Raw genomic sequence first — 17,975 nt, forward strand, 5'->3', positions numbered from 1 at the left:
ATGTGATGTTTCGTTGCGGCAAGACCTTGATCGCGATGGCGCTGCTGCTGGCGATCCCGGTCGCTGCGGTCGCTCAAACGGCTGGCACCCCGACTGCCCCGGGCGGTCAGGCACAACCGTCAAGCCAGCCGCCGCCGACTGTCGAGTTGCTCAAGCCCGAGCAGCTCGAGGCACTGGTGGCGCCGATCGCGCTCTATCCCGACGAACTGCTCGCCAATGTGCTGGCGGCATCCACCTATCCTCTGGAAGTCGTGCAGGCCGATCGCTGGCTGAAAGAGCGCAAGACCCTGAAGGGCGATGCGCTGAAGACCGAGGTCGAGAAGCAATCCTGGGACGACAGCGTCAAGGCACTGGCCTCGACCGCCGACGTCCTCACGATGATGAGTGACAAGCTCGACTGGACCAAGGCGCTCGGCGACGCCGTGCTGGCGCAGCAGCCGGACGCGATGGATGCGGTCCAGCGGCTCCGTTCCAAGGCCTTTGACAACAAGAAGCTGGTCACCACCAAGCAGCAGAAGGTCAGCGTCCAGACCCAGGAGAGCAGGCAGGTGATCGTGATCGAACCGGCCGTATCAGATACGATGTACGTGCCGTATTACGAGCCGGCGACGGTCTACGGCGAGTGGCCCTACGCGGAGTATCCGCCGTATTACTTCGGTTACCCGTCCTACATTGGTGCGGGCGTCGTCGCGGCGGGTCTCGCCTTCGGCACGGCCTGGGCCATTGGCCGCTGGGGCAATTATTGGGGCGGTGGCTGCAACTGGGGCAACCGCAACGTCTACATCAATCACCGAACCACCAACGTTGGAAATGGCTGGCAACACAATCCGTCGCATCGCCAGGGCGTTCGCTACAACAACGCAAATGTTCAGCAGCGCTTCGGCAATAGCAACCTGAAGGCCGGTGCCTCCGACCGGATGGATTTCCGCGGACGCGACGGACAGCAAGTATTGAAGCCGGGACAGGACCGGGCAGGTTCTGGAGATCGTGCGGGAGATCGTGCAGGAGACCGCGCCGGCGATCGAGGTGGCCAGGGTGCGGGGGATCGCGCCAAGGGCGGAGGTGATCGTGCGGCCAAGGGTGGTGCCAAGAATGCCGGTGCCAAAAATGCCGGTGCCAAGAGCGCCGGCAACAAAGCAGGCGGTGGCAAGGGCGGTGCTGCGGCTGCGAACCGTGGTGGCGGCAGCTCACGCGGCGGAAGTGCGCTGAACGTATCGTCGGGCCGCTCGGCGGCGGCGGCGTCGGCCCGCGGTCACGCCAGCATGGCGAGCGCGGGGCCGCGTGGCGGCGGTGGCGGCGCCAGCTTCGCCGGCCGCGGTGGTGGCGGTGGAGGTGGCCGCGGCGGTGGTGGCGGCGGGCGCCGTTCCGACATCTCGCTGAAGCACGATGTCGTCTTGCTTGGCCATCTCGCAAACGGACTCGGCTATTATCGCTTCAACTATATCGGCAGCGACAAGGCCTATGTCGGCGTCATCGCGCAGGAGGTCGAGGAGGTGATGCCGAAAGCTGTCACCCGCGGAGCGGACGGTTATCTCCGGGTCTATTACGAAAAGCTCGGTCTTAAATTCCGCACCTACCGCGATTGGCTCGCCGGCGGCGCGAAGATTCCTGCGGAGGTGACGCCATGATGGGCTTGAATACGGTTCATCGTGCGGTTGTGCCGGCCATCATGGCACTGGCGCTCATGGGTTCGCCGTCGCTCGCGCAGCAGTCCTATCCGACACCGGAGGAAGCAGCGGCGGCGCTCGCCACCGCCGTCAAGAGCGGGCCGGACAGGGCCATCCTGAAAGTGCTCGGCAGCGCCGCCGACGACATCGTCTCGTCCGGCGACGAGGTGGCCGACGTCGACATCCGGAAACGCTTCACCTCGATGTACGATGCGAAACATTCGATCAAGGCGGAGGGTAACAAGAAAGCGACGCTGATGCTGGGGCCGGACGACTTCCCGTTCCCGATCCCGCTCGTCAACACCAAGACCGGCTGGGAGTTCGACACCGCCGAAGGCCGCATCGAGATCCTGTATCGCCGTATCGGCCGCAACGAGCTCGACGCGATCCAGACCAGCCTCGCCTTTGTCGATGCGGAGAACGAGTACGCCGATAAGGATCGCGGCGAGGGAGCCGGCGTGTACGCACAGCGCATCGTCAGCAGTGCGGGCAAGAAGGATGGGTTGTTCTGGCGCGACGACAGTGACCCGAGCCCGCTCGGCGCACTGGCGGCACAGGCTTCGACCGAGGGCTACAAGGCCGAGGAGGGGCCGGCGCCCTATCACGGCTACTATTTCCGCATCCTGAAGGGGCAGGGCGCAAACGCGCCGGGCGGCGTGCTCAACTATGTCGTCAAAGGCAAGATGATCGGGGGCTTTGCGCTGATCGCCTGGCCTGCCGAGTACGGCAATTCCGGAGTGATGACCTTCCTGGTCAACCATGCGGGCATCGTCTATCAGAAGGATCTGGGGACTCGGACCAAGGTCCTCGCTCCCCGCATGACCGAGTTCGATCCGGACCAGACCTGGAAGAAGGTCGATGCTGCAAAACCCTGAGCGACGCACGGAGATATCGCGCCGGCTGCTTGGGCGTCTCGCACCACTCGTGTTGCTCGCGCTCCTCGCCTCGATGACCCCCTCGTTCGCGCAGGCGTCCGCCCAGGTCCGCGTCAAGATCGTCAAGGCGGGGCTGCTCTTGGGTGGGGGCGCCGGCAGCGGGGTGCTGACTTATCGGGGCCGCCATTATCCATTCCGTGTCACCGGGTTGAGCTTGGGTTTCACCGCCGGCGCCACGGTTGGACGGCTCGAGGGCCGGGCTTCAGGAATTCGAGAGGTCGGCGATTTTGCCGGTACGTACAGCTCGGTCGGCGGCGGAGCCGCCCTGATCGGCGGCATCAACGGCGTTCAGTTGCGCAACGACAGAGGTGTCACGATGGTGCTGCAGGGACCAAAGGCCGGGCTGGAGTTCGCCGCCAACCTCAGCTCGATCATGATCTCCCTGAGGTGAGCGTGCAGCGGCGAAATGGGGACCTCACATCCAGCGCCCCCTGACGCCTTTTCGCTCGCAACGCCACTGCTCCGATGACGGGGCGTAATTGACTGGGCTTTCAGATCACGAGCTCGAATTTCTCGCGCGGCAGAAACTGATCTGAAGCTATTGTCGGGCAGCGATTGCGGTCATCTCGAGTTTGACGCCCGGACCGAGATCGGCCACGCCGATTGCGGCGCGCGCCGGCAGATGAGCTTCTGCGAAGTGCGCCTTCCAGGCCGCATTGAACTCTGCCTTCTCCTTGAGGTCGGCCATGTAGATGGTGACCTGCAAGACGTTGGCGAGATCGGACCCGAGGGTCTTCAGCAGGTGGGCCAATTGTCCGAGGACGTCGTATGCCTGGCCCGACATATCGAGACTCGTGTCCTCGGGGACGATGCCACCGATGTAAAGCACGCCGTTATGCTCGACCACTTCGTGGAGCAGACCCTCGTAAGGCAAGACGCGCTTGATCATGACGAAACCGATGTTGCTGTGAGGACCGGCGGCATATCGCACATTTCAATGTCGGTGTCGTTGCAAGAGATGGCGTACGCCTGCGAAAGGGCCACTCCGATCGTGGTCAGATAAAGTATTGAAAATAAAGGAACAAATTGACCTGCGAATCGTCGTCATCGCTCTGGCGAAGGTCACCAGCCTCTCATTGCGCACGAGGGCCCGGCATTTCCGCAGGCCTTGACCCTGACGACATCGGAAAGTGGATCGGTATACTGGCACCCGAATGACGCGGGGCTGCCGGACCATGCCGTGCCCGGAACAAGGATCAGACGATGGACGATACGATTGGCTTCCCCGACCCCGGCCTCGACCTGTCCGACGGCTTCAAGCCGCACACCTCCCATTGGGGCGTGTTCTCGGCGCGTCAAAGCGCGGCCGGGCTCGAGGTCAGGGCGTATGCGGGCGATCCCGATCCGAACGGCATCATCGACAATTTCCCCGGTGCGCTGCGACACCAGGCGCGTATTGGCCAGCCGGCGATCCGCCGCGGCTGGCTCGAGCGTGGCCCGGGCCCGGACGATCGCCGCGGCCGCGACGAGTTCGTCTCCGTCAGCTGGGAGAAGGCGCTCGATCTCCTCGGCGACGAGCTCGGTCGCATCCGTGACACGCGCGGGCCCGGTGCCGTGTTCGGCGGCTCCTATGGCTGGTCGAGCGCGGGCCGCTTCCATCACGCCCAGAGCCAGGTGCACCGTTTCCTCAACATCGCCCTGGGCGGCTATGTACGCTCTGTGAATTCCTATTCCTCGGGCGCGTCCTCGGTGCTGCTGCCGCAGATCCTCTGCGGCTACGAGGACATCACCAAGCGCAACGTCACCTGGGAGCAGATCGCGGCCGAAACCGACATCGTGCTGGCGTTCGGCGGCATGGCGTTGAAGAACTCGATGGTCGCCGGCGGCTCGATCAGCAAGCATGTCGAGCGCGGCGCGATGGCAGCTGCGCGCCGGCGCGGCTGCGAGTTCATCCTCTTCAGCCCGCTGCGTGAAGACCTGCCCGTCGAGGCCGGTGCCGAATGGATGACATGCGTGCCCGGCACCGACACCGCGCTGATGCTCGGAATCGTCCACACGCTGGCGAGCGAAGGCCTGCACGACCAGGCTTTCCTCGATCGCTACACGGAGGGGTGGCCGGTCTTCCTGCGCTATCTCACCGGCGAAACCGATGGCCAGCCGAAGAGCGCCGAGTGGGCCGCCGCGATCTGCGGCGTCGGCGCGGACACGATCCGCCGGCTGGCGCGTCGCCTGGCCGGAAAGCGCGCGCTGATCACCGTCTCCCATTCGCTCCAGCGCGCCGAGCATGGCGAGCAGCCGGTGTGGATGGGCATGGTGCTGGCGGCAGCCCTTGGCCAGATCGGCCTTCCCGGCGGTGGCTACGCCTATTCGTTGGGTGCGATCGGTTATTACGGCCGCCGCGTCAACGACGTGCCGGGGCCGACGCTGGGGCAGGGCCGCAATGCCGTCCGTGATTTCATTCCGGTGGCGCGCATCGCCGACATGCTGCTCAACCCCGGCAGCACCTATCGCTACAACGGCGAGACGCGCACCTATCCGGACATCCGTCTCGTCTACTGGGCCGGCGGCAATCCCTTTCATCACCACCAGGACATCAACCGCCTGCGCAAGGCGTTTGCGAAAGTCGACACGCTGGTCGTGCACGAGCTCGCATGGACCGCCACGGCCCGGCATGCCGACATCGTGCTGCCCTCGACGATGACGCTCGAGCGCGAGGACATCGGCTATTCCAGCAACGATCCGCTGATGGTCGCCATGCACCGGATCGCCGAGCCGTTTGGCCTTGCGCGCGACGATTACGAGATTTTTGCCGATCTCGCCGAACGTCTCGGCGCGCGCGAGCCTTTCACGGAGGGACGCACGTCGCGAGAATGGCTAGAACATCTTTACGAGCCGACCCGCGCATCGCTGGAAGCGCGCGGCCTTGAGGCCCCGGCCTTCGAGGACTTCTGGCAGCGCGGCAGCCTGGTCGTGCCGCAGCAACCCGATGACGGCGGCCGGCTGCGCAGTTTCCGCGACGATCCTGTCAATCATCCGCTGCCGACGCCGAGCGGCCGCATCGAAATATTCTCCGCCAAGATTGCGGGCCATGGCGACGCGGATTGTCCCGGCCATCCGGTCTGGCTCGACAAGACCGACATGCCCAAGCCCGGCGCGCCCTGCTTCCTCGTCGCCAACCAGCCGGCGACGCGTCTGCACAGCCAGCTCGATTTCGGCGGACATTCGCTGGCGGCAAAGCATCGCGGCCGCGAGGTCGCGCGCATGAATCCGCGCGATGCGGGCGCGCGCGGCATCGGGGACGGCGACATCATCCGCCTGTTCAACGCGCGCGGCGCGTGCCTTGCCGCAGTCCATGTCACCGACGGCGTCGCGCCGGGCGTCGTGCAGCTTCCGACCGGCGCCTGGTACGATCCGATGGATCCCGAAGACGAAGCGCCGCTCTGCGTTCACGGCAATCCGAACGTGCTCACCCGCGACATTGGCACTTCATCGTTCGCCCAAGGCTGCACCGGCCAGCTCACGACGGTCGAGGTCGAGAAGTTCACCGGCAATCTCCCGCCGATCCGGGCTTTCGATCCGGTGTAGAAAAAAGCGAGGCCGCCCTGTTGGGTGCAGGGACGGCCCCGAGAGGCTCGCGGGCCCGGGAGGAGGAGGGCGCGAGCTGAATGCTTAGGCGGCCGCGCTGATCCATTCCCTCTGTGCAGAACCACGACGCGGCGGAAGCGCCTTCACCTCGGGCCGCTCGCCCTTGCTGGCGAGGCGCCAGCGTGCCGGTGATTGACCGCTGATGCGCTTGAAGACGGTGGAAAAATGCGCCTGCGTGCTGAAGCCGACCGCAAGCGCGATCTCCGCCAGAGGCCGCTCGGTCGTCGCCAGCAGCGCCTTGGCCTGCTCGATCCGGTAATTGAGCAGATACTCCCGGGGGCGATAACCGGTCGCGGTGCGGAATTGCGCCGCAAAGTGCATTCTGGACAGGCCGGCGACGTTGGCGAGCTCGGACAGGCTGATGCACCGGTCGAAATGATCGGCGACATATTGCTCGATGCGCCGCAGCCGCCATTTCGGCAACGCATTGACCCTGGCGCGCGGCAATTCCACGCGCGCAAGATGCATCGCAAGGGTCTGGCCGATGCAGCACGTAAACTTGTGGTCCACGGCGTCGCCATGTTCGATCAGCGCCTTGGCAAGTTCGGCGGCGAGCGGGTCGCGCAACAGCACGAGGTCATTCAGTCCTTCGGTCGCGGCGAATTGCGCCGGAAAATGCTCCGTGGCGATGTGGACGTGCAGGAAGGCGCAGGGCGACTGGAATTGCACGGCGAGAGGTTTCGACGGCGCGGTGAGATAGAGGGTGCCGGCGGGCATCGTGCCGTCGAAAATGATCTGGCGGTCCCGGCTCAGTTTTAGGCGCGTGGTCTTCAACGCGATGCCGACGAAATAGCGATCCTCGGGCGTCGTCGCTTCGTGCGAGGACGTGCTCCGCGGGTCTTCCCATCGCGAAACCGTGATGTCCTCGACGGCCTCGGGGCCGCAATCGATCTGGCGCCATTGGCGCTCCCGAATGATCGCCTGTGTCGATTGGGGGATCTCGTGACCCCGCTGGCCGGCCGGAAAATCAGTCCAGGCAGGCGCTCCCTGCGAATTGGTCAACATCGTTGGTCCTCTCCAGGCTTTGCGGCTGCTTGCAATCGGCAAACGCGCAAACCCATGCTTTCGATGTTGAGAGGATAGGCGTGCTCTGGCCAGGAAGCCCGTTAGTGGTGATTAGGATCTGTTAGTTTTTGTGGGGCGCGTCACGTGCGGCAGCTCGTCGCAGAAGGGGACGTTTTTGCGCGTTTTATCAACTGTTTGCGCAGCCCGATCCGACTCGGGAGAGCGCGGGCTATCACGCGGCTATCCATGCAGCGGCGTGGGTTTCGTACGATGCCCTCGCTGGACCTCGCACCGGTGCCGGGTATAGTCGCGCCGCATTTCGATGGAGCGGCTGTCAAGATGAGTCAGAAGTGACCGAGCTCTCGGCAGGTCATGGCCCCCGTGGCAGCGGCGCCGCAACGATGCTCGATTTCGAGGCCGTCTCGTTCGGTCCATTTTCGCTTCGGTCGCGGCTGCTGGAGAAGGATGGCCTGCCGGTCAGGCTCGGCAGCCGCGCGATGGATATCTTGCGCCTGCTCGTCAGCCGCGCCGGCGAAGTGGTCCCGAAGGACGAGATTCTCGGCTATGCGTGGTCCGGACTCTCTGTCGAGGAGATCAGCCTTCGCGTCCATGTCGCGGAGCTGCGCAAGGTGCTGGGCGACGGAAAAAGTGGCGCCCGCTACATCACCACCATCCCTGGCCGGGGCTATTGCTTCGTCGCGCCCGTGCGGCGCGTCGAGCGCGCAGAGGTGTCTGCGTTGGCGTCGCGGGCACCTCAAAAGGCGGCGCCACCGCCGTCTCTGCCGCATCGACTGGACCGGATGGTCGGGCGGGAGGACGCCGTGGCCGAGTTGACGGCGCGCTTGCTCCGCGATCGCTTCGTCACGCTACGTGGGCCGGGCGGCATCGGCAAGACCACCGTCGCGACCGCGATCGCGCATGACATGTGCGATACCTTCGACGGCAACGTCCATTTTCTCGAATTCGGTCCCCTGAAGGACGCGGCGCTGGTTGCGAGCACGGTTGCCGCCGCATTGGGCCTCGTCGTTCACCACGATGATCCCTCGGGCAGCATCGTCAATTTCCTGCGCGGGCGGCGGCTGCTTCTCGTTCTCGACAGCTGCGAGCACGTGATCGACGAGGTCGCGCGCCTTGCGGAAAACATCTACCGGGAGGCGCCCGGCATCGTCATTCTCGCCACCAGTCGCGAGTCGCTGCTGGTGGAAGGCGAGCAGATTTTCGAGCTCGTTTCGCTGCCCGGCCCCCCGCAGGGAACCCGCCTCAATGCCGGCGAGGTGCTGGCTTATCCCGCTGCGCGTCTGTTCGTCGATCGCGCGGTCGCTGCGGGGCATCGCGACGACATCACCGACGCCGATGCGGAGATCCTGTCCCGGATTTGCGGCAAGCTCGATGGCATCGCGCTCGCGATCGAGCTGGCTGCCGCACGCGTCGGTCTCTACGGGCTGCGCGAGATGGCGGATCTGCTCGACAGCCGGCTGCAGCTCGAATGGCGCGGGCGGCGAACGGCGCCGCCGCGGCAGCAGACCCTCAGTGCAACGCTCGATTGGAGCTTCGGCCTGATCGGCGAGAGCGAGCGGATCGTGTTCCAGCGGCTCGCCGTCTTCGCGGGCAACTTCACGTTGAAAGGCGCGATAGCGGTCGCGGCCGGGGAGGCGCCGGAAGAAGGCGTCGTCCACGCACTGGAGCAGCTCGTGGCCAAGTCGCTGGTGTCCGCGCTGCCGGACGGAGCGTCGCGGCGCTATCGCCTGCTGGATGCCACGCGCGCCTATGCCATGCAGAAGCTGGCGGATGGCGATCAGGCAAACGAGATCGCGCGCCGTCACGCGCTATATGTTCAACGCGCGCTCGAAGCAGGCATGAGGGATCATGGGGGCACCGATCATGCATCCCTTGTGCAGGAGCGCGTGAGCCTGCTCGCCGACGCTCGCGCGGCGCTGCAATGGAGTTATGCCAACGACGACGGCGCCGGCTTGCGCGTGCCGCTGGCGGCCGGCTGCACAAGGCTGTTCGTCGAGCTCAATCTGCTCAGCGAGGCCCGCATCTGGTCCGATCGCGCACTCGCAACGCTCGACAATGCCGACCGGGGCGGCAGATGGGAGCTCGAGCTCCAGTCCACGCTCGGTCACGCCCTCATGTTCACCGAGCGCAACAGCGAGCAGGCGGAAGCGGCGCTCCGGCGCGGGCTGGAGCTTGCGGAGGCGCTTTCCGATCACGCCAACACGTTCAGGCTGCTGTCGCGGCTCAACATGTTCTACCGCCGCACCGGTGGCTATCGGCATCTGGTGCCGACCGCGCTTCACGCCGAGCGGATTGCCCGCCTGATCGGCGACATCGCGGGGATTGCCGGCAGTAAGGCGCTGCTCGGCGTTTCCTATCACCTCGCCGGAGATCAGGTCGCGGCGGAGGCCCATCTCGACCAGGGCGTACGCGACGACGCTGCGCTACGCGGAACGCAACCCGGACATTTCGCCTATTCGCGCACGCCGCAAATTCCGCTCGCGCGCGTGCTGTGGCTGCGCGGCTTTCCCGATCGTGCGCTCGAATGCGTCCGGCCGCTTGTCGGCGCTTCAGCGCCGCGCGACGCGGTGATGCATTGTATCGCGCTGTGCTGGTCCGCCTCCGTGTTCGGGTGGGTTGGCGACTGGTCGTCCGTCGAGACCATGACCGGTCGCTTGTCGGCGCATGCGGGCATGCACGGACTCGTACCCTACGAAGCCGTCGCGACCGGCTTTCGAGCCCAGGCCATGATCGGCCGCGGCGAGGTCACCGGCGGCATCGACTTGTTGCGGAGCGCGCTTCCACGCCTGCATGCCGATCGCTACGAGCTCTATGCATCGGCGTTCGCCTCGGACCTGTGCCGGGGATTGGTCTCTTTGGGACGATTGACGGAAGGCGCCCAGGTCCTGCACGAAACCATCGACCGGGTCGTGCAGGAAGGCGGGGCCTTCGACATGCCCGAACTGCTCCGTCTGCGGGGAGAACTCGAGGCTCGTGGCGGCAATCTCGAGGCGGCCGAAGCAGATCTTGTCGCGTCGATCACCCTTGCCGAGCAGCAGGGCGCATTGTCCTGGCGGCTGCGGGCCGAGACGTCGCTGGCGCAGCTTCGTGTTCGGCAGGGTGTGCAGGCTCCGCTGGAACGGCTCGCCGAAACCTACGCCCGCTTCTCCGAAGGATTCGAGACCGCCGATCTCATTGCGGCGCGGCGCATGCTGAACGGGCCGGCGGCCTGAACACGTCGCAGCAACCGGCCGTCAAGGCCTCTCCTAAGGCCTCTCCTAAGGCCTGTCCTGGGCGCGTCCATCGGCGGTCATCTCTTCTGTCCGTCCAGCCGCGCCAGGAAGTCGCGGACGAGCGCGGCGATCTCGTCGGTGGCTTCATCCAGCGCGAAGTGGCCGGCTTCGAGGATGTGAATCTCGGCATCCGGCACGTCGTCGCGATAGGCCTCGGCGCCTGCGACGGTGAAGGACGGATCGTATTTGCCCCAGACCACCAGCGTCGGTGGCCGCGTCTTGCGCAGCCAGTCCTGCCATTTGGGATATGAGGCGACGTTGGTCCGGTAATCGAGGAACAGCGTGGTCTGGATCTCGGCCTGGCCGGGACGCGTCAGGAACGCGTATTCGTCGGTCCAGGTGTCGGGGTCGTAGCGTTCGGGGTGCGGGCTCGAGCCGAGATGCCGCTGACGGGTCGCTTCCAGGGACGTGAAGTTGGCCTTGAGCGCCTCGAGCTCGTGTGCGGGATCGGCCCAGTACTTCCTGCGCGCACTCCAGAGCGGACCCAGCCCCTGCTCGTGCGAAACCGCGTTCTGAACGATGATGGCGCTGATACGTTCGGGCTGCGCCAGGGCAATGCGGAAGCCGACAGGACCTCCGTAGTCCTGCATGAACAGGACGTAGCCGGCAAGTCCGAGCTTTGTCGTGAGCTCGCCGATCACGGCGGCGATGTTGTCGAACGTATAGGTGAAATCTGACGGCGGCGGCGCGCTGCTGTTGCCGAAGCCGGGATAGTCCGGAGCGATGACATGATATTTGTCGGCGAGCAGCGACAGCAGGGGCTCCCACATCCGCGACGACGAGGGAAAGCCGTGCAGCAGCAAAACGGCCGGGGCGTCGGTGGGGCCGGCCTCGCGGTAGAAGACCTTGAGGCCCTCGATCTCGACGGTGTGATAGCTGATCGAGCGTCGGCTCGACCGCAACTCTTGCGCCGACGCTGTCACGGTCGCGCCGACCATCGCGGCCGAGAGGACGAGTGCGGCTGGGATGTTCATGTCATCGCTCCGGTCCGGTATGTCGGGTGAAGATCTGTCGAAAGCGGGTCATGCGCTTGCGACTGCGATGTCGGGAGGCGCCGTCACGGGCCCCTCCCGAGATGTGGCCGCATCCCGGCTTTACGAAGCGCGCGCCAACGGTTTGCCCTTGAGGGCGGCGAGCAGCGCCTGCGCGGCCGGCCTGGACGAATGCGGGTTCTGTCCCGTGATCAGCAGGCCGTCGCTGACGACGTGAGGCGTCCAGTTGGCCTTCTTCGAGAAGGTGGCGCCGAGGCGCAGCATCTCGTCCTCGACCAGGAACGGCACCACCTTGGTGAGGCCGACGGCTTCCTCCTCGCCATTGGTGAAACCGGTCACTTCCCTGCCCCGCACCAGTGGCTTGCCGTCCGGCGTCTTGACGTGGCGCAGCGCCGCCGGGGAATGGCATACGATCGCGACATGCTTGCCGGCGGCAAAGAACGACTCGATCAGCTTGACCGAGTCCGGGTCTTCGGCAAGGTCCCACATCGGGCCGTGGCCGCCGGGATAGAACAGCGTGTCGAAATCCTCCTGCCTGACGCTGTCGAGGCGAAGCGTCTTGTCGAGCTGTGCTTCCGCGGCGGCATCCGCTTCAAAGCGCAGCGTTAGGTCGGTGCGGAACTCGGGCTCGTTGCTCTTGGGGTCGAGCGGCGGACGGCCGCCCTTGGGCGAGACGAGCGTGATCTCCGCGCCCGAATCCTTGAACACGTAATAGGGGGCGGCCAGCTCCTCGAGCCAGAAGCCCGTCTTGCGCCCGGTGTTGCCGAGTTGATCGTGTGACGTGAGAACCATCAGTACTTTCATGACTGTTTCCCTTGAGTGTGTTCACTGAAATGATGCGTTCCAACCCGATGGAGATGGGCCGCCTGCGTCTCGTTCGAGCACGTCGTTCGATGCTCGCAAGCGCAATCTGCACTCGAGGCGCGCTGTTGGCTCGTTATGTATTGTTAGACGTTGAGAGCGGTGGTCCGTTGCCGGGCCTGCGCGCGCGGTTACTCGAACACGGCGTCGAATATCTCGACGTCCATCAGCACCGGCTTGGCGATCACGGTTCCGTCGGGCCGCAGCGTCTGCGCACGTCGAAGCGTCGGCACCACGATGCCGCCGAAGCTGTCATGGGCCCAGGAATAATTTGCGACCTTCATCCCGAACAGATCGTGATCCGTCCGCCGTTGCAGGGCGCTCTCGTCGAAGTAGAAGATCTGCTCGGGCGCGAGCGTGATCAAATGCGCGGGAAATTGCGCCCGCAGCCGCCGCCAGGTCTCGGCGCCCTCGCGCCATGGCGCCAGCTCCTCCGTGACGACATCGGGATGGGCAAGGAGGAATGGGCTGGTCAGGTAATTCCAGATTGCGACGCCGCAGAAGAAGACGAGGTGCAGTTCGTCCGCGAGCGCAGGCGAGCCGACCTCGGGAAATGCAAGGCTCGGGTTGCGCCAGGACCGCAGGACCTCGCCATCCAGGCTCTCGATCGTGATCGCATCGGGCTGGAAGGAGCCGGAGTGTTCGCCCCCGGTGATGCCTGTGAAGCGGACCGATTGTGTCTTGGTCGAGCCTTCCGCAGTCACATCCTTGAATTCCCTGGCATGTCCGGCGCTGGAGAACAGCGTTCCGCCGACGGACAGGTGGAGGGTGAACCGGTTCAAGCTGTTCCAGCGGGCCAAACCACCGCTGGCATCGATGACGTCGTCAAGAAGGGCCATGTCCCGCCATATCCACCGTGAAGTGCCACCACCATGGCGGGGTGTATGCGGCTTGGCGTGTTAGAAGTTGTTAGGAGTTGCGAGCGCGCAGCATGGTGGTATCTCCTTGAAGATACTATCAATTCAGGCTGCCCAGGAGCTCCCTTGCGGCGACCAGATCGCAAGTCTGGAGGCCTTCCCTGTATCGCGCCACGAGTGGGGTGAGCAGGGCCCGCGTGTCGGCGGATTTGCCGGCCCGCTCCCAGATGCGGCCGAGACTGATCGCTCCGCGGAGCTCCCAGCCAAGCGCGCATTGCCGGCGTGACAGATCGAGCGATTTGCGGACGTAGTTCTCGGCTTCCGCTGAGTGACCCGACCGCGCAAGGATGTCGCCCTTGATCCTGAGCATCTCCGGCATGTCGAAGGACTCGCCGTTATCGGGAATCTGGGCGATGGCCTCATTGATCGTCTGCAAGGCCTCCTCGGCCTGGTTCTGGGCGGCGAGACCCTCCGCGAGTGCCGTCGCGAACACCGTCGTCATGATCCGGTGCCGGGTCGCGTACAGCGTGGCCTGGCTGCGGCGCAGGAGTTCGATGCCGGCGGCGACCTCGCCGCGGCGCAGCAGCAACTCGCCCTTCTGGCCGATGCCGACCGCGTGATAGGGGCCGAGGAAGTGCCGGGCGGAGTGATCGATCAGGCGCTCGATCAGGCTTTCGGCATTGGCCCAGTCGCCGACCCAGAGGAACACGTAGATCGTCCAGATCAGGGAAATACCGAGCGTGAGCGGCTGCTCGAGCAGCTCGGCCTCGCGCACCGTGTATCTCGCCGCCTCGATCGCATGATCGGGCCTGCCGGTGAGCCAGAGCCCGCGCGCCAGCGCCACCAGCGCGACGATGCGGTCGTCATAACCGAGATGGCCGATATTGAGCCGCTGCGAGCCGGGATTATGCACCATCGCGCTCTCGCAGAACTGCACCGCCTTGTCCTGGTTGCCGATCAAATGATGCGCGACGCCCAGCATCCATTCCACGTTCAGCGTGCTGGCGGGATCGTTCAGCTTCCGCGCAACGCTTTCGCCCTGTTCGCCGGTCCCGAGCGCGCCGTGAAAATCTCCGACCCGGGTCAGGTAGATGTGCAATCCGCGCAGCAGCCAGAGCTGCCAGTGCAGATCCTCGAGCTCCCGGGCAAGCTGGAGGCTGCGCGTGAACGCCGAGTGGACTGCTTCGGTATTGCCCTGCGTGAACATCGCGGAGACGCCGAGCGCGGCTTGCAGCGTCATCTCCGTGCGGCTGTCGGCCGCGCTCGCATCGAGCAACGCCAGCGCCTGCTGGGTCCAGCGGGAGCATTCCGTCAGCAAGGTCAGCTCGAGGAAGAACTGGGCCGCCGCGGCCGCCAGATCCACGCCGATGGTCCGGTCGCCGCCGTCCGAAAAGCTGAAGGTCAGCGCGGCCCGGACATTGGGCAGATGATCGGCATAGGGAAGGAAGCCGCCCGCGCTCTGCATACCAGTGGATTTCAGTGCGATGTCGCGCAGGAAATCGCGGAAATATTCGGCGTGGGCGCGCGCGACGCGGGGCGCTTCCCCGTTCTCGACGAGCTTGTCCGCGACGAAGGCGCGTGTCGTGTCGAGCAGGCGATAGCGCAGCCGCCGCTCCGCAGGCGAGGTCGCGATCAGCGATTTCGACAGCAGGTTCGAGATCGCCTCGACCGCTTCGGGCTCGCCGATGCCCTGGCAGGAGGCGACCGCAAGCGCGGCTTCCAGCGTGAAAGGCCCGACGAACACCGACAATCCGCGCAGCGTTGCGCTCTCGGCTGCCGGCAGCAGATCGTAGCTCCAGGCGAGCGCCGCGCTGAGGGTCTGGTGCCGCGGGATCGCGGTGCGCCCCCCCCGCCACAGCAGCGAGAAGCGGCTGTCCAGCAGCGAGGCGGTTCCGGCTATGCCATAGGCGTTCACGCGCCCGGCCGCGAGCTCGATCGCGAGCGCGATGCCGTCCAGCCGCCGGCAGATCTCGGCGACGAGCGGCGCATCCTCTTCGCTGAGCTCGAATTCTCCGAGGCTTTCGGCAATGCGTTCCACGAAGAGCTGACTTGCGGGATAGGCAAGGATGTCGGCGAGGCCGAGCCCGTCGCGCTCCGGCGGGCAATCCAGCGGAAACAACCGATGGACGCGCTCCCCTTCCGAGCGGAAGGATTCGCGGCTGGTGGCCAGAATATGCAGCTTGCCCGCCTCCCGGACGATGCGCTCGGCCAGGGGGGCGAGGTCGTCGAGGATGTGCTCGCAACTGTCGAAGACCAGCAGCATCCGCCGGCTGCGCAGGTGCGTCAGCAGCCCCGGCATCGGGTCCTCGGAATTGACGGTCAGGCCGAGGGCGGCTGCGATCGTTCCGGTAACGAGCCGAGGCTCCGTCAGCGCGCCGAAATCGACGAAGCACACCTGGCCCTCGAAGGCCTGGAGCTCGGCGTGCGCGACGGCCAGTGCGACCGAGGTCTTGCCGATCCCGCCGGGGCCGACGATCGTGACGAAGCGATGCAGGGCAAGCTCGGCCGAAATCTTCTCGATCGCATCGTCCCGCCCGATCATCTTCGCGAGTGGCGAGGGCAGCGAGCGGGGCGAAGCCGCGGGCAGGCCGGACCGGTTCTCCGAAGCAGGCTGCAGCAGCGGAGCCGCGAAGCAATAGCCGCGCCCTGGGACGTTGACGACGTAGCGGGAGGCTTCCCCGGCATCGCCCAAGGCCTTGCGGAGCGTCGTGATGTGAAAGCGAAGGCTGCCTTCGTCGACGTTCACGTCGGCCCAGACGCGCTTGATCAACTCACGCTTGTCCACAACCTCGCCGGCGCGCTCGGCGAGAAAAACGAGGAGGTCGAGCGCACGACCGCCAAGGTGAACGGGAGCGCCGTCCTTCTCGAGCAGCCGCGACTTTGCGAACAGCCGGAACGGTCCGAAGGCAATGGCCGAATCCTGGTCGTTGGTGTCCGGCACGGGCTAGTGATTCCAGTGAAAAGGCTGGTGTCTGCGCTTTGATCTACCAGAACGAGGTCATCAGTAAACTGGCCGAAAGTGGCAAAATCGCGTGGCGATGACCGACCGCAGGCGGAATCTCAGCCGCAAATTTGCTTAAACGCGAACGGTTTACGACGCGACCGCGACAATTCGTCAGTGGGCCTGACCGTCGCGGCGGCAGTCGCCACTGCCAGATCGTGATGCCGCCGATCATAACAAAAACTTGCAACGTCTAACGGGCAAAACACGCGCGATGCATCCAGTATGGCTTCCGAGTTAGATCCTATTTCAACAGGGAGGCTATGATGTCCGCTATCGGGTCCATGCCGAACGGTAGCTCCGTTCGTGCTCAATTTGTCGCCAGCCTCGACGACCAGTCGCGTGATTGGGAACTCGTGCTGCGGGAGTCCCATCATCGCATGAAGAACACGCTGACGCTGCTCGGCGCGTCGGTCCGTCGCGACTTCACGCGGGCCGGCACCAGGGACGTGTCGCTTGCGGTGGATCGGTTCGAGCGGCGCATCGTCGCCTTCGGCAGGCTCTACCAACTCCTGTCTGACAATGACGACCATTCGGCGATCTTCGTTGCAGGCTTCTTCGAAAGCCTGTGCGCGGCGATTTCCGAGGCCGTGCTGGAGCCGTCGGGCATCCGCTGCGAAGCGGCCATCGAAGGCGGCACGCTGCCGGCATGGCAATGCCATCGACTCGCATTGATGCTGACGGAGCTGGTGACGAATGCGGCAAAGCATGCCTTCCCGAACAGGAATGGTGCGCTGATCCGCATCGACATGGCCAAGCGTGACGGCGCCTGGTTCTGCACGGTGGCCGACAACGGGATCGGCGCGACCAAGCCGCTTCAGGGCACCGGCAGCCGGCTTCTCGAAGGACTCGCACGCGGCATTCGCGCGCGGCTGCACGGCGAGGCGGGAGAGGGCGGCACACGGGTGACCATCGTGATGCCGATCGAAGCCGCCTGAGGCTCGTTTCAAATCCAACTCAGGGAGTTCGACATGGCCACACTCGACATCGACCGTGATGCCGCGGTCAAATCTTCGGAGACGTCTGCAAGCAAGCCTTCGACGTCGCCTGGCGTTGATCTGAGGCTCGAGGTGGTCGTGATCCCCGTGTCCGACGTCGACCGCGCCAAGGCGTTCTACACCCGTCTCGGCTGGCGGCTCGACGCCGATTTTGCCTCGGACGACGACTGGCGTGTGATCCAGTTCACGCCGCCGGGCTCGGCCTGCTCGGTGATCTTCGGCAGCAACGTGACGGCGGCGGCGCCCGGGTCGGCGCGGGGCCTGTACCTGATCGTGTCCGATCTGGAGGCGGCCCGAAAGGATCTGCTCGACCGTGGCATCGAGGTCAGCGCTCCGTTCCACGGTGCCGGCGACGTTCATTCCGGATCGGACGAACCATATCTGTTCGGCCGCGCGCGAGTCGGCGGTGCTGACCCGAAGCGCGGCAGCTACAGCTCATTTGCCTCGTTCAGCGATCCCGACGGCAATGGCTGGCTGTTCCAGGAAGTCACCACGCGACTGCCAGGACGCATCGCGGGCGGCGGCACGACGTTCGCTTCGCAGGCCGAGCTGGCCGCGGCATTGCGCCGTGCGGCGGCGGCCCATGGCGAACACGAAAAGCGGACCGGCGGGCACGACGAGAACTGGGCCGATTGGTACGCCGACTACATCGTCCGTGAGCAGGCGGGCCAGCCTCTGCCATCCTGAGCTGGGCGGCACGAACGCTTCAACCGACGAAAGCCGACGCGGCGCGCGATGACCGAGGTCATCGCGCGCCGCGTTGCTTTTTGCCGCGGGGATTGCG

Annotated in this window: 13 protein-coding genes; 7 read left to right on the top strand and 6 right to left on the bottom strand. The window is 65.4% G+C overall.

The window, feature by feature from the left end:
• Window positions 1-5: 5 nt before the first annotated feature.
• Genes OC450_RS03845 through OC450_RS03855 form a run of 3 tightly spaced genes read left to right on the top strand, consistent with a single transcriptional unit; the run spans window position 6 to window position 2,993 of the window.
• Window positions 6-1,628 (top strand): DUF3300 domain-containing protein, encoded by a 1,623-nt coding sequence (locus OC450_RS03845; protein ID WP_262047209.1) that lies wholly within the window; start codon window positions 6-8, stop codon window positions 1,626-1,628.
• Window positions 1,625-2,542: a DUF2950 domain-containing protein gene (locus OC450_RS03850; RefSeq protein ID WP_211384766.1), complete on the top strand. Its 918-nt coding sequence runs from the start codon at window positions 1,625-1,627 to the stop codon at window positions 2,540-2,542. The genes OC450_RS03845 and OC450_RS03850 overlap by 4 nt, the downstream gene beginning before the upstream one ends.
• Complete coding sequence (locus OC450_RS03855; protein ID WP_211384767.1) at window positions 2,526-2,993, top strand: hypothetical protein; 468 nt, start codon at window positions 2,526-2,528, stop codon at window positions 2,991-2,993. The genes OC450_RS03850 and OC450_RS03855 overlap by 17 nt, the downstream gene beginning before the upstream one ends.
• 147 nt (window positions 2,994-3,140) lie before the next feature.
• Here the strand turns inward: OC450_RS03855 and OC450_RS03860 are convergent, their stop codons facing one another.
• A complete protein-coding gene (locus OC450_RS03860) occupies window positions 3,141-3,491 on the bottom strand; it encodes a RidA family protein (RefSeq protein WP_211384768.1) in 351 nt (116 codons plus the stop codon).
• Window positions 3,492-3,805: 314 nt separating this feature from the next.
• On the opposite strand from OC450_RS03860, the gene OC450_RS03865 reads away from it, so the two are divergent.
• Window positions 3,806-6,127 (top strand): molybdopterin guanine dinucleotide-containing S/N-oxide reductase, encoded by a 2,322-nt coding sequence (locus OC450_RS03865; RefSeq protein ID WP_262047210.1) that lies wholly within the window; start codon window positions 3,806-3,808, stop codon window positions 6,125-6,127.
• 84 nt (window positions 6,128-6,211) lie between these two features.
• On the opposite strand, the gene OC450_RS03870 is transcribed toward OC450_RS03865, so the two are convergent.
• Window positions 6,212-7,192, bottom strand: coding sequence for a helix-turn-helix domain-containing protein (locus OC450_RS03870; protein ID WP_256806167.1), 981 nt, complete (start codon window positions 7,190-7,192; stop codon window positions 6,212-6,214).
• Window positions 7,193-7,542: 350 nt separating this feature from the next.
• Here OC450_RS03870 and OC450_RS03875 point away from each other — a divergent pair, with 350 nt between their 5' ends.
• Window positions 7,543-10,422 carry an ATP-binding protein gene (locus OC450_RS03875; RefSeq protein WP_262047211.1) on the top strand — a complete coding sequence of 960 codons (2,880 nt, stop codon included), beginning with the start codon at window positions 7,543-7,545 and terminating at the stop codon, window positions 10,420-10,422.
• Window positions 10,423-10,499: 77 nt separating this feature from the next.
• Here OC450_RS03875 and OC450_RS03880 read toward each other — a convergent pair whose 3' ends face one another.
• The 4 genes from OC450_RS03880 to OC450_RS03895 all read right to left on the bottom strand — a co-directional run bounded on the left by OC450_RS03880 (window position 10,500) and on the right by OC450_RS03895 (window position 16,133).
• On the bottom strand, window positions 10,500-11,456 hold the full coding sequence (locus tag OC450_RS03880; RefSeq protein WP_211384772.1) for an alpha/beta fold hydrolase: 957 nt from the start codon (window positions 11,454-11,456) through the stop codon (window positions 10,500-10,502).
• A gap of 120 nt (window positions 11,457-11,576) precedes the next feature.
• Window positions 11,577-12,278, bottom strand: coding sequence for a type 1 glutamine amidotransferase domain-containing protein (locus tag OC450_RS03885; RefSeq protein WP_256806170.1), 702 nt, complete (start codon window positions 12,276-12,278; stop codon window positions 11,577-11,579).
• Window positions 12,279-12,466: 188 nt separating this feature from the next.
• On the bottom strand, window positions 12,467-13,174 hold the full coding sequence (locus OC450_RS03890) for a hypothetical protein (RefSeq protein WP_211384774.1): 708 nt from the start codon (window positions 13,172-13,174) through the stop codon (window positions 12,467-12,469).
• Between the two features lie 118 nt (window positions 13,175-13,292).
• Window positions 13,293-16,133, bottom strand: coding sequence for an ATP-binding protein (locus OC450_RS03895; RefSeq protein WP_262047212.1), 2,841 nt, complete (start codon window positions 16,131-16,133; stop codon window positions 13,293-13,295).
• A gap of 326 nt (window positions 16,134-16,459) precedes the next feature.
• Between OC450_RS03895 and OC450_RS03900 the strand changes: the two genes are divergently transcribed.
• Window positions 16,460-17,131, top strand: coding sequence for a sensor histidine kinase (locus tag OC450_RS03900; RefSeq protein ID WP_262047213.1), 672 nt, complete (start codon window positions 16,460-16,462; stop codon window positions 17,129-17,131).
• A gap of 33 nt (window positions 17,132-17,164) precedes the next feature.
• Window positions 17,165-17,878 carry a VOC family protein gene (locus tag OC450_RS03905; RefSeq protein WP_211384777.1) on the top strand — a complete coding sequence of 238 codons (714 nt, stop codon included), beginning with the start codon at window positions 17,165-17,167 and terminating at the stop codon, window positions 17,876-17,878.
• The last annotated feature ends 97 nt before the right edge of the window (window positions 17,879-17,975 follow it).

The organism is Bradyrhizobium sp. Bra78 (genome assembly GCF_024519855.1).
Lineage (GTDB): Bacteria > Pseudomonadota > Alphaproteobacteria > Rhizobiales > Xanthobacteraceae > Bradyrhizobium > Bradyrhizobium japonicum_G.